General features: G+C 31.3%; 10 protein-coding genes and 1 pseudogene. 3 read left to right on the forward strand and 8 right to left on the reverse strand.

Features of this window, described 5'->3' with window-relative positions; translation table 11 throughout:
* Positions 1-63: 63 nt before the first annotated feature.
* Positions 64-1,158: a hypothetical protein gene (locus tag B4E59_RS04475; protein ID WP_221856186.1), complete on the forward strand. Its 1,095-nt coding sequence runs from the start codon at positions 64-66 to the stop codon at positions 1,156-1,158.
* Positions 1,146-1,409, forward strand: coding sequence for a hypothetical protein (locus B4E59_RS04480; RefSeq protein WP_125349508.1), 264 nt, complete (start codon positions 1,146-1,148; stop codon positions 1,407-1,409). Before B4E59_RS04475 ends, B4E59_RS04480 begins: the two co-directional genes overlap by 13 nt.
* 121 nt (positions 1,410-1,530) lie before the next feature.
* Here the strand turns inward: B4E59_RS04480 and B4E59_RS04485 are convergent, their stop codons facing one another.
* From B4E59_RS04485 to B4E59_RS04515, 7 genes and pseudogenes are all read right to left on the reverse strand, one after another.
* Positions 1,531-1,716, reverse strand: a complete 186-nt coding sequence (locus tag B4E59_RS04485; protein WP_291051683.1) for a LytTR family transcriptional regulator DNA-binding domain-containing protein — start codon at positions 1,714-1,716, stop codon at positions 1,531-1,533.
* Between the two features lie 17 nt (positions 1,717-1,733).
* On the reverse strand, positions 1,734-3,035 hold the full coding sequence (locus B4E59_RS04490; RefSeq protein ID WP_291051686.1) for a histidine kinase: 1,302 nt from the start codon (positions 3,033-3,035) through the stop codon (positions 1,734-1,736).
* A 325-nt stretch (positions 3,036-3,360) separates the two neighbouring features.
* Positions 3,361-4,632: an adenosylmethionine--8-amino-7-oxononanoate transaminase gene (gene bioA / locus B4E59_RS04495; RefSeq protein ID WP_291048364.1), complete on the reverse strand. Its 1,272-nt coding sequence runs from the start codon at positions 4,630-4,632 to the stop codon at positions 3,361-3,363.
* A pseudogene (gene bioB, locus B4E59_RS04500) lies at positions 4,620-5,595 on the reverse strand (biotin synthase BioB). Before bioB ends, bioA begins: the two are co-directional and overlap by 13 nt.
* Before the next feature lie 6 nt (positions 5,596-5,601).
* Positions 5,602-6,225 (reverse strand): dethiobiotin synthase, encoded by a 624-nt coding sequence (gene bioD, locus B4E59_RS04505; protein WP_286494869.1) that lies wholly within the window; start codon positions 6,223-6,225, stop codon positions 5,602-5,604.
* A complete protein-coding gene (locus B4E59_RS04510; protein WP_291051690.1) occupies positions 6,218-7,321 on the reverse strand; it encodes an aminotransferase class I/II-fold pyridoxal phosphate-dependent enzyme in 1,104 nt (367 codons plus the stop codon). The genes bioD and B4E59_RS04510 overlap by 8 nt, the downstream gene beginning before the upstream one ends.
* Complete coding sequence (locus B4E59_RS04515; protein ID WP_286494872.1) at positions 7,305-7,922, reverse strand: pimeloyl biosynthesis diiron oxygenase BioE; 618 nt, start codon at positions 7,920-7,922, stop codon at positions 7,305-7,307. The genes B4E59_RS04510 and B4E59_RS04515 overlap by 17 nt, the downstream gene beginning before the upstream one ends.
* Positions 7,923-8,168: 246 nt before the next feature.
* Here B4E59_RS04515 and B4E59_RS04520 point away from each other — a divergent pair, with 246 nt between their 5' ends.
* Positions 8,169-9,617: an FAD-dependent oxidoreductase gene (locus B4E59_RS04520; protein ID WP_409410628.1), complete on the forward strand. Its 1,449-nt coding sequence runs from the start codon at positions 8,169-8,171 to the stop codon at positions 9,615-9,617.
* Between the two features lie 91 nt (positions 9,618-9,708).
* Here B4E59_RS04520 and B4E59_RS04525 read toward each other — a convergent pair whose 3' ends face one another.
* The gene (locus B4E59_RS04525) at positions 9,709-12,816 is read right to left on the reverse strand and encodes an efflux RND transporter permease subunit (protein ID WP_291051693.1); all 3,108 of its coding nucleotides are present in this window, start codon (positions 12,814-12,816) and stop codon (positions 9,709-9,711) included.

The raw sequence follows: 12,816 nt of genomic DNA on the forward strand, positions 1-12,816 counted from the left end.
TCGTTTTAAATCTTCAAAAAATCAATACTTTTACTTTTTAAATGATAAAAAAAATTATTCGATATGAGCCAAAATCCTGAAAATCCATTCAAAACTTATTTTGATCAAACCCTTGAAAGATGTGGTTTTGATGAAGATTTGAAAGCTGGTATTTTATTTTTTTTAGGTGAAAGTATTATTGCTGCGAACACCAATCAATTGATGAATATGTTTGCGGAAGAAGAAAAGATTCAACAAGAATTTCGTCGTTTGTTTACGTTGTATGCTACGCCAAATGCTGACATCAATCCGTTTGAAGCTTTGGATACAGAACCAATAAAGCAAATTATTTATACATACAACGAAATTTATGTCAATGTAATTAGAAATAAATCATTTGATTTTGATAAAGTTATCAATGATAATTTAAAGTCAGAGTTTAAGTTAGATTTTATTAAAGAATTTGAAAATAAACAATATAAATTAGTTACAAATCATAACTTAAATACATCATTTTTCAAACAAATTGGAGCGTATCTTAATCAGTTTGAATTGAGTTATGAGGATATTTATTTGGCTGGAATTAATTATTATCAAACGAATCAGAAAGTAGATTTTGAAGGAATAAATGTATTGAATCTAAACATTATTGATAGTTTTTCACCGTTGTACACAACATTGTTTCATTATCCATTATTGTACACGTATTATCCAGCGAATCTGAACGCAAATCATTTGTTTAGTTCGATTTTGCAGTTTCTTTATTTACATACCAACACGGATATTGCGAAACATATTCACGCTTTTCACAACCATATTTTCTATGAAAATAATCCAAGAAGAGTTCGTAAAGGTTGGGAATTCGAAGAATTGGAACGTGGCGTTTTGATTTCGCAAACTTTTCATAATGCGTTAAATATTCGTAAGTCTCCTATTTTCGGAACTCGTCCTGATTTTTTAGCTTCGAATAATTATTTATTAAATGAATTGAAAGATCAAAATATTCCGTTAGAGAATTTTAAGGCCTTGATGACCAAAACAATTGAAGAATATTACGAAGCAGATATTGAAGAAGTAGTTGCTGGAAAGCTAAATCATGCTGAATTTTTACAATTATTAGCGATTATTTTCTACGAAACTTCTGCTAATGCAATGATTATTAGATCATGGAAAAACTAACAATTAATCAAGAAAATCGAATCAAATTAGAAGAACATTTTGGCGAAATTTTGCCAAGATTGCCTTTTGAAATGGTTTCATTTTATGAATCGAGTAATTCGTGGGAAGGACAAATTGAATATAATTTGAATTTGAACACGGGAGAATTGACGTACAATACCATCGAAAATGTAAAACATCAAATCGAAATTTTGCCTGAAATGATGCAACGTATCGAAAGTGAAATTATCTTGATGTTAGAGAATTTATAAACTAATATTTTAAAATCTTTTTCTCGATACAAAATTCTAAAAGAATTTCACTAGAAATGACGATTTTAATAAAAAAGTAACATTATAAGTTAATTAAAATCTCACAAATGTGAGATTTTTTTTACCTATTCATCCAATCCATCCAAGCATTAATCTGTGTTTTACTAATAAAAATAGCTTGTTCAGCTTCGGATTTTGGTTGAAGATGGATTTCAATTTTTTGACTTGAATATCTTATTATTTCAGTAATTGCATCAATGTGAACAATAAATTTTCGATTGATTTTGAAGAAAATAGTTTCATCCAATTTATTTATAATATCCTTTATTGTATCATCATAAATATAGGTTTGTTCATCTTTCGTTTTTTTATAGTCAAAGGTTGATCAATTGTAGCAATATTATGTTTTATTGCATTTTCTACAACAATCTTTAATGCCAAATATGGAATGTTTTTTTCTAAGCTTTTCGAATCTTCGATTTGTAAATCAAAAATCAATTCTTCCGAAAATCTACTTTTATGCAAATCCATGTATTGTGCAATAAAATCTAATTCCTTTTTTACAAGCACTATATTTTCCTTTGGCGGAACAATAAGATATCGGTAAATTTTAGAAAGATTCATCGTGAATTTCTGCGCATTCTCTTTGTTCAAACCAATTAACATATAAAGTGAATTCAACGAATTGAATAAAAAATGTGGATTAATCTGATTCTTTAATTGTTGTAATTGCGTTAGAGTATTCGCATTTTTAATCTTTTCATTTTCAATTGATAACCTATTTTTTTCTTCGATTACAAACGCTTTTTCCTTGTATGTTTTAGATGTTATTTTATTGAATAACAAAAAGATAATGATAATTAAAAAAACAGTTCCCAAGAAAATAAAACCTACATAAAATTTAGTTCGTTCTACATTTTCATCAATGATATAACTCAAATGATTCACGACAATATATCCATCAAAATTCTTGGTGTGTAAAGGTTTTATAAAACGTTTGATATCCGTATCTTTTATAAACTCGGACGAAGCATCATTCAACGTATATAAATCTTGCGAAAAATTAGAATTAATTGTGCTCGTTATCGTATCGCTTGGCTGAATATCTGTAAAATCGAAAACATTTTTCCCAATAAATTTTTCATTAGGATGCGTAATACAAATTCCATCTTTATTGAAAACATACATATAATTGGACGAAGTTGCATCTACTGTCGTAAAAAAATTATACAAATCAAACAGATTAATCGTCGAACCGTAATACATATTTTGTCCATTAGACAACTTGATAGAATCGTAATTTACCCAATACAATGTATCCTTATAATCCAACAAAAAATTATCAATCTGTTGATTTTTTGTAGTATATATCGATTGAAATTCTTTAATATTTGGTTGATTGATAGCTTTTGAAAGGGTTGATTCATCAGGAAAATGATTTGTTTCTAAAGAATGAATAGAAAACCAATCATGGCGAATTAACTTTCGATTTGAATTTAATTCATTCAAAACCAAAAAATGATCTGCTACATTTTTTTCACTTGTCTTTTTAACAACTTTTTTTAAAACTTCTTGATATTCTTCGATGTTTTTAAACTCAAATTCAACTGCTTCATATTTCCTCAAAAAACTTTTTTTGACAAACTCATCATTATTTTTTTGACTTTCTTTATTAATTAAAAAACTCAATATAACAAGAGCAAAAACAGCAATAACACTTACAATAAGCGCTATAACATAAATGGATTTATTAGATAAATGGACTCGAAATCGAAAAGACAAACTATTTTTTTTGCAAAACTAAGGGAAGCTTTTTAATCAAAAAAATAAGAGAACATTTATCATAAAATGATAATTTTCAAATATTTGACAATATTATATAAACTAAAATCTCCCAAAAGGGAGATTTTTTTATCTTTTTAATCTTATAAGCGTCATTTAGAACTTAACATTAAAACAATTCGATTAAAGCTTGACGAATCGTATCATAAATATAATTTAGATCATCAGTCGAAATACAATAAGGAGGAACTAAATAAATAATATTCCCTAAAGGACGCAATAATATACCTTTCTCTAAAAAGTAAGGATATAGCTTTTCGTGTATATCACTAAAATAAGATGTTTCTTCATTTGTATTCCATTCCAACGCCAAAATAGTGCCGCATTGTCTTATCACTTTTACTTTAGGATGATCTTGAATAGACACAACAAAATGTTGATGTTGATGTACAATATTTGCTATTTGCTGTTGTATAGAAGTCTGTAATAACAAATCAAGACTTGCTAACGCAGCGGTACACGCTAATGGACTTGCCGTAAAAGAATGCCCGTGAAATAACGTCTTATTCAAATCATCAGCATAAAAGGCTTGGTAAATTCTATCTGTACAAGTTGTAACGCCCAAAGGCAAAGTACCACCTGTTAAACCTTTCGAAAAACACATAATATCTGGAACTTCTGTCAAATGATTTGCTGCAAATAATTTACCTGTACGACCAAATCCTACAAAAATCTCATCTTGAATCATTAAAATATGATATGCTCTACAGCAACTCATCAATTGATCTAAATATTCAGCCTCATGCATCAACATCCCCGAAGCTCCTTGAACCAAAGGTTCGTAAATAAAACACGCTACTTTAGTTGCAACTTCTTTTATTTGCGATTTAATCGCTTCTATATTTTCTGCATTCGGCGTATCAATAAATATAACATCAAAAAGCTTTTCACTAAAAGGTTCTGTCCAAATTCCTCTTCCACTTACAGACATCGCGCCAAAAGTATCACCATGATAGGCATTTTTGAACGCTAAAATCACAGGTCTATCTTCTTTTTTATTGAAATGATATTGTAAACACATTTTTAATGCTACCTCAATCGCTGTTGATCCATTGTCGCTATAAAATGCTTTCTTTTGATTTTGAGGTAAAAGAGCCAACAAACGTTCAGACAATTCAATTGCAGGTCGATGCGTAAATCCTGCAAAAATAACATGTTCCAAAGTTGTTAGCTGTTCGTGCATTTTTTGTGCAATATACGGATGCGCATGTCCATGCAGCGTTACCCACCACGATGAAACAGCGTCAATATATTGTTTGTTATTTTCATCGTAAATATAACTTCCTTCTCCTCTTACAATTGGAATAATATTATTGGCTTTTTTCATCTGCGTATAAGGATGCCAATTCACCAACTGATCGCGTTCTTTTAATGTGTACATGTCTGAGTTGTTTCTTGTTTAACCATTGGTATTAAACCTAAATTTTCAAACATTTTCATATCCTCTGTTACCCCAGGATTAGGCGTTACCAGTAAGGATTCACGCTCTCCTGTAAAAATCGAATTCGCTCCAGCCATAAAACACCAAGCTTGCTCAACTTCTGTCATTTCTATTCGACCAGCACTTAAACGCACAATCGAAGAAGGCATCACAATACGAGCTGTAGCAATCATACGAACCATATCCCAAATATCTACTTTCGGATTATTTTCTAAAGGTGTTCCTTTTACTCTTGCTAAAGCATTTACAGGTACAGATTCTGGATGTTTTGACATTGTTGCCAAAGTTAATAGCATAGAAATTCGATCTTGATGCGTTTCTCCTAAGCCAATAATTCCACCCGAACAAACTGTAATCCCAGCCTTTCGCACATTTTGTATCGTATTGATTCGATTATCAAATTTACGAGTAGAAATAATCTCATCGTAATAAGCTTCGGAAGTATCTAAATTATGATTATAAGCATGTAAACCTGCTTCTTGCAAACGAATTGCCTGCTCTTCTGTCAACATTCCTAATGTACAACATACTTCTAATCCCAATTCATTTACACCTTTAACCATCTCGATTATTTCGTACTTCTCGCCAAGCAGCTGCCATGCAAAAACGTGATGAGCCCGCTTCTTTTGCTTTCTTTGCATGTGCTAATACTGTTGCAGTTGGTAACAAAGCTTCTACTTTAATATCGGTATGATAACGCGCTGCTTGTCCGCAATATGAGCAATCTTCGGGACAACCACCTGTTTTTACAGATAACAAGGTGCATACTTGTACTTCTCTTGCATTGTGCCATTCTCGATGTTTTTTGGATGCGTGATATACTAAATCTAATAATGGTTGATGATAGATTTTTTCGATTTCTTCTTTCGTCCAATCATGGCGTGTTTCGTTTGATACTTTCATTGTATTTTAAATATTAAATTGATACTTAATTGTTTCTGCTATATTTCTCACTTCGCTTGAGTTTATTGAATTGAGTTTTGGTATAATGATGATAGAAATATCCGGAGACAAATGATTTTTTATAACACGAGAAGTGTCTTCATCAAACTCTCCATTAAACACAAAATATTCGATAGCGATATTTCTTAATTTCAGTATTTCAATCGTTAATAATGTATGATTAATACAACCCAAGTAATTCGTTGTAACCATAACTACTGGAAGATTAAACTGCTGAATAAGATCAATCATAAAATCTTCTTCATTAATAGGAACAAATAATCCTCCTGCTCCTTCAACAATAAGAGAATTGGTTGTTTTGGGAAATTCAAAATCATTTAAATTAATCTCAATATCTTCTTCTTTTGCAGATTGATGAGGCGAAGCGGCTTTTTGCAAGCGATAACGTTCTTGATGAATTTTCAGTTCTGGAGAAGTTAACGATTTTACCAACAAACTATCTGATGAATCTAAATCTCCCGATTGTATTGGTTTCCAATAATCAGCTTGTAAAACTTCAGTTAATATTGCTGAAACCATCGTTTTCCCAACTTCTGTTCCTATCCCTGTAACAAATAATTGTTTAGACATTTTCTTTTATCTTTTCTATTAATTGATTAATTTCTTCTTGTGTGTTAAAAGCATGCAAACAGATTCTTAAGCGCTCTTCTGCTACTGTAGGCGGAAATACTGCAAAAGTGTTTATTCCTGCCTCTTCTAATTGATTTTGGATTTTGGTTAATTGACTCCTAGACTCAAACTTTAGAATTTGAATTGGACTATTTTTATTTGAAGAACTCGTTAAGCCACTATTTCTAAAATGTGAGATATTATATTGTAAACTTTCTTGAAGCGATTTATTTTCTTTGATAAACTGATAACCTTTTCGTAAACCTGTCACATGAAAATCAGCAATAGCTGTGGTGTAAATAAAAGGTGAAGCATAAATAATGAGATAATCAATCACTAACTGATTAGCTAAAATCGTGGCACCGCTCATTCCCATCGCTTTTCCATAAGTTACAACCGTTGCAAACACTTTGCATTGTAAACCGAATTGATGAACCAATCCGTAACCAAAAACACCAAAAGCATGAGCTTCATCTACCACTAATGCTGCATTGTATTTATTGGCTAATTCAACCAGTTCAATTAATGGAGCACAATCACCATCCATCGAATACAAACTTTCTACCGCGATAAAACAACGCTCTTTTACTCTTTGCAATAGTTTCTCTAAATGATCTAAATCGTTATGTTTAAACTTTATTTTTTTTGCGTTGGATAATTTAATCCCGTCATGTACTGATCGATGTATATTTTCATCAACTAAAACAACATCATGTCGAGTTAAAAGTGCAGAAAAAAGTGCTAAATTGGCATTATATCCAGATGAAAAAAGTAATGCAGCTTCCACTTTATGTTCATTTGCTATCATCTCTTCCGTTTCACTTAGATAATCAGAATTCCCACTAATCAAACGTGCTCCAGTAGAACCATAAAGTAAAGATGGTTGCGCTATAAACTCATTTAAAATCTGCTGATGTAAGATTTCATTTTTAGCTAATCCTAAATAATCATTACTATAAAAATCAATTCCAGAAGAACGAACTTTTAATGTTCTTTTAATTCCTTTTTGTTCTCTTTCAAATAGAGATAGTCGCAATGAATTAAAAAATTTCGACATTATTCAGTTCATTTTCAATTGCAGAAATCCAATTCATAAATAACACTTCTTCTAGTTGTATCACTTGATTTGCATAGATTTTCCATTCTCTATGAAATTCTTTTAATTGTGAAATCATTTCTTCAAGATGACCTTCTTCTTCAACAATAATAGATTTTACCATCACTTTTTGTTGATGCGCCGTCAAAATATCTTGATATATTGGATACAATTCATCTGCCCTCACTTCTATAGCGTAAGTCACAAACAAATAAGCTGCGTATTTTAAATCTTCCCCATCAAGATTAAATTCTTTCTTCAACAAACGACAAACCTGAATATCTAATTGATGTAAATAATACATTGTTGCTTTTGGTGCTAAAAGATAAATAGGCTCATAATTGACACAAGCATCTGGAATTAATTTTATAATTTGCTTTTTCAAATAATAAGCATGGCGATGTTCCTCAGCTGCATGTTTCAATTGGATAAGATTCACAAAAGTTTTGTGCTCACATGCCGAAATCTTTCGTGCTCCTGCATTTTCCATAAACGAAAGTGTATTAAGCCACTTTACATGTAATTTTGGTTCTAAAACAATATGATTTAATAATTTTTTCAATTGATTTTATTTTTGACCAAAATTATAAGTCCAACGGATTGTATATACATTCCACTTTTATAATAAATGATAGTCCGGATATATTAAACCCATTCTAAAATCTCTGAAAAAGGTTGTAGAATCATCACTATAAAGAAGTTGAATAATGAAAACTATTATTACAGAAAAATTCATTATTCATGTATTAATTCTATCTTTTACGATTAGATTTTTCTAAATAGCTACTTTAATCTTATTTTTGCAAAAATTTTTAAATTGAGTACTCGAGAAAATTGGATAAGTTGCAAGAATTGTAATGGACTTGGAAAAAAAAGTCAAGGAGTTTCGAAAAGGAAACTATCGCGTTATGAATCAGCTGTTGCTCAATCTAAAAAGAATGAAAATTTTATTACTCCAAATAAACCAAAAAGTTCGATGCAGATCTGTACTGTCTGCTCAGGAACCGGTTTGACAACTACAAATGAACATCCATCACCCAACGAAAAAAAATATCCTCATGTTGCAATTGTCGGAGCTGGAATTGGTGGAATTGCATTAGCATTAGCGTGTTTACATCGTCAAATTCCTTTTACACTTTTTGAACGTGATCGAGCTTTCAACGATCGTTCCCAAGGTTATGGACTAACGTTACAGCAAGCTAGTAAAGAATTAAAAAAATTTGGAATCCAAACTTTAGAGGAAGGAATCGTTTCTACATTGCATTTAGCACATACTATAGAAGGAAATGTGATTGGCGAATGGGGAATAAGAAAATTGCAAGATAAAGAAGCGATTGAAGCTAAAAACAAAAATAAACATACCAATATTCACATTGCGAGACAATCTTTACGCTTAGCTTTTTTAAATCAATTAGGTGGCAATAATCAAGTTTTATGGAATCATCAATTAGTCGATTTTAATGTTGATGATAAAATAGAATTAACGTTTGATGTTGATGGAATTCAAAAACACTTTAAAGCTGATTTACTTGTTGGTGCTGATGGCATACGAAGTATAGTTCGTCGATTGATTATAAATGAGGAAAATACTCCATTACGTTATTTGGGGTGTATTGTTATTTTAGGTATTTGTAAACTGGATGCTTTAACTAATTTAGAAAATCATTTGTTGGATGGAGCAACGGTATTTCAAACAGCAAATGGAACTGAACGAATGTATATGATGCCTTATGACAAAGATTCGGTTATGTGGCAATTTAGTTTTCCAATGTTAGAAAATGAAGCGATAGCTTTGAGTAAAAAAGGTTCAGAGGCTTTAAAAATAGAAGTTGCTAAAAGAACGCATTGGCACTCTCCTATTCCTGAAATTATTGCAGCTACAGAACCCAAACAAATCACTGGATACCCCGTTTATGATCGAGATTTATTAATGTCAAATTTACTAGAAAATGCTGGCTCTGTCACTTTAATTGGCGATGCAGCTCATCCTATGAGTCCTTTTAAAGGACAAGGTGCAAATCAAGCTTTATTAGATGCTTTATTGTTAGCACAAAAAATAACATCAGCTTATAATAATATTCAAAATAAACAGATTAATTTACGTGAAGAAGTTTTACAACAATATGAAAAAGAGATGATGGAACGAAGTAGCGTTAAAGTGAAAAAGTCAGCAGATGCCGCAAAATTTTTACATTCAGATATTGTACTTCAAGAAGGTAACGTAACGTTTGGTTCTAAGTGGTCTTCTACTTTATAATTAATTATTCTAGATTTACTCATTCATAATCAATAAAAAAGGAGTTTTTACCTTTTGATAAAAACTCCTTTATATAAAACAACTACACAAATTATTTCAGGAATTTCTGTTGATATTCTTTTCTATATGCATAATAAAATACAACTGGAAGAATTGTAAAGGATAAGATTAAACAAATAATTAATCCTCCTACAATCATAATTGCCAAAGGCTTTTGAATTTCTGATCCCATTCCGGTAGAAAGTGCTGCTGGTAATAATCCCATCGATCCCATAAGCGCAATCATCACAACAGGGCGTATTCTACTTTTAACACCATTGACTATTGCTTCTTTTAATTGCATTTTATGCTTTAAATTATCTCGAATAACACCAATTAGAACAATTCCATCAATCGTTGCTACTCCAAAAAGAATAATAAAACCTATTCCCGCAGATATACCAAAAATGGTTCCTGTTACCCAAAGCGAAATAAATCCTCCAATAAAAGCAAAAGGCAGTGTTAATGCAGCTATCGCTGTGTCTTTTACATTTCCGAAATTGGTATACAATAATAATAAAATCAAAACTAACGAAATCGGAACGACCATTGCTAATTGTTTTGCTGCACGCTCTTTACTTTCGAATTCACCAGCCCATTCCATGTAATTTTCTTTCGGTAATTTAACTTCTTTCGCCACTACTTTCTTCGCTTCATCGATTGTACTTCCTAAATCACGACCTTCTATACTGAATCCTACACCGATATATCGACTATTTCCTTCTCGATAAATAAAAGCAGGTCCTGTTTGATAACCAATTGTAGCTATTTCCTGCAAAGGAACATTGTTCCCATTACTTGTTGGAATCAAAATATTTCCAATTTTCTCAGGAGTATCTCTATAAGCTTCCTGAAAACGAAGAATAACATCAAACTGTCGATCATTTTCATAAAACTTAGTAGCTGCTTGTCCACCAATTGTCATTTCAATTACTGCCTGAACATCCGCTGTACTAATACCATATTTCGCCATTTTTGAATCACTCAATTCTATTCTAAGTTCAGGTAAACCAATATTTTTATAAACATTGATATCCGTTATTCCATTTACTTTTTCGATAGAAGTAGCGACCTTGTTTGCATATTTTTCTAAATCATACAAATCATCACCAAAAATCTTAATAACTAATGAACTTTTTACACCAGCTACATATTCTTCGACATTATCTTGAATGGGTTGCGAAAATCCAAATACAATTCCTGGATAATGATTTAGTTTATCTCGCATCTCTTGAATAATCTCTTCTTTTGAAATCTTGCGCTTCCAATCTTTTTCATCTTTTAATTGAACATTAAACTCAATATTAAAGAATCCTGTTGGATCTGTTCCATCATTTGGACGACCTGTTTGTGTTAAAATAAAATCAATTTCATCACAATCTTTCTGCATCAACTCTTTCATCTCTTTTGTTAATCGAGTTGATTCTTGTAAATTGACACTATTTGGTAAAGTTGCACGAATGTAAATTGCTCCTTCATTCAGTTTTGGAAGAAATTCTGATCCATAATGCGAGAACTTAAACAAACAAAGAGCTAAAATTCCTAAAAAGATTCCTATTGTTGCCTTTTTATAACGAAATGCAGTTTCATATAATCCAAAAATAGTTTTCTGAAAAAATCGAGTAATAAAGTTCTCTTTCTCCTCCATATTTTTCTTAAAAAGCAACTTACACATTGCAGGAACATAAGTTAGACTTAATATTAAAGATCCTAATAATGCGTATCCTAATGTAAATGCTAAAGGAGAGAACATTTTACCTTCCACTTTTTGGAATGAAAATATCGGTAATAAAGCAACAATAAGAATAAGTAAGGCAAAGAAAATATAAGAAGCTACACTTCCTGCACTTTTCTTTATAACACCCATTTTACTCATTTTTGCGAAACGTTCTGCTCCTACTTTATGTTGCATTGTAGCTAAAGCAACAAAAACTGTTTCTACAATTACCAAAGTTCCTTCTAACAACAATCCAAAATCCAGTGACCCCATTGAAATTAAATTCGCTGGTAATCCTTGTATTTTCAACATGATAATTGCGAACAAAAATGAAAGCGGAATAACCGAAGCTACAATAAATGTTGATTTCCAATTATATAAAAAAACAAAAACAATTAATGATACCAATAAAATACCTTCAATAATATTTTTAGAAACCGTATGTACTGTATTATCCACCAATTTGGTACGATCTACAACTGTTTCAATTTTCACATTATCTGGTAAAGTTCTTGTATTCAATTCTTCAATCTTCGCTTTCAGATTTTCAATGACTTCGGATGGATTTTCACCACGCAACATCACAACAATTCCTTCTACCATATCATCATGCTTATTGTAACCAACTTGCCCCAAACGTGGTTTATTCGAAATGACAACATCTGCCACATTTTTGATCAAAATTGGTGTAGAACCATTTAGAGCGACAGTAATATTTCCGATATCCTCTATCTTATCTAGTAAACCAACACCACGAACTACATAAGCTTGATCTCCTTGCTGAATCACATCTCCACCAACATTTATATTTGATTTAGAAACTGCTTCATAAACATCTAAAGGCGATAAATTATAATTCTTTAATTCTGTTGGATTAATTTTAATTTCATACGTTTTTTCTTCTCCACCAAAACTTACAACATCTGCAACTCCTGATACAGAAAGCAATTCACGTTCTATTACCCAATCTTGTATCGCGGTAACTTCCTTGATCGGTAAATCACTTTTGATCACATAACGAAAAATCTCTCCTGTAGCACCAGAAGGCGGTTCAATATCTGCATCAGCTCCTTCTGGTAAATCAACTCCACTCAATTTATTCGATACATATTGTTGTGCATAAAAATCATCTACTCCATCTTCAAACTGAACCGTTACAACAGATAATCCGAAAAGAGAAATTGAACGAATATTAGATTTATGCGGAATACTATTCATTACTTTTGAAACTGGTAGAGTCACCAATTTTTCCATTTCCTCAGCACTTCTTCCTGGCCATTGTGTTATAATACGAGCTCTAGTATTTGTTACATCCGGAAATGCCTCTATTGGTGTATGTTTTAAAGAAAATATACCTGCAAAGAGTAATGCAAATACAGCAAATAAAACAAAGGTTGTATTTCGTAACGAAAAAGTTACGACTGATTGTACTAACTTTTTCAT

The sequence above is a fragment of the Empedobacter sp. UBA2044 genome (assembly GCF_002333005.1).
Classification (GTDB): Bacteria; Bacteroidota; Bacteroidia; order Flavobacteriales; family Weeksellaceae; genus Empedobacter; species Empedobacter falsenii_B.